The 580-nt window shown below is 62.6% G+C and carries 1 protein-coding gene; it reads right to left on the bottom strand.

Annotated elements, in window-relative coordinates; genetic code table 11:
* A partial coding sequence (locus AC5Y2L_RS28570; protein ID WP_499935768.1) for a PPE domain-containing protein occupies positions 1-138 on the bottom strand: 138 nt, incomplete at its 3' end.
* Between the last annotated feature and the right edge of the window lie 442 nt (positions 139-580).

The raw sequence follows: 580 nt of genomic DNA, 5'->3' as shown, positions 1-580 counted from the left end.
GTAACCGCGGGCGGCGGTATCCCACTCCGCGGCCAGCCCGTCCCACCCGGCCGCGGCCGCCAGCATCGGCCCCGCCCCCGGACCGGCATACATCCGACCCGAATTGACCTCCGGCGGCAATAACCCGAAGTCGAACAATATCCACCCCTAGCTGCTTGACGGTCCAACTCGATTCGGCGCCAATCACTTTCGGAAGCACACCGCACTTCCGGTGTTGTCACTCGTCGGGCCGATGACCGAATCGTCAGCCACGCCAGTACTTCTCGTCCCACAACACGACCGCTCACGCTGTCTCAATAGCTCTCAGCGTCAGCGATCGCTCCCTAAGACAGTAGATCGAGTCGGGTTACGGGCGGCCTTTCCTCGCCTTGGAAGCGTTGGCGCAGGAGGCCTTTTCGTTTCCCGTGAGGTGCGCCGTTCAATCGCCGTAGGTCAGCCGTTTACCTGCGACAACAGGTTGGATGAAAGCTGGCGTTCACTTTCCGTCAACCCGGGGTTCGACCACTTCCGCACGAACCTGCGGATAAAATCTGGCCGCGAATAATCCATCGGGGCGGTGCCCCGACGACGAGCGTGGGCC

It is taken from the genome of Mycobacterium sp. NGS66, assembly GCF_059812225.1.
This window is presented reverse-complemented; position numbering and strand designations above follow the sequence as displayed.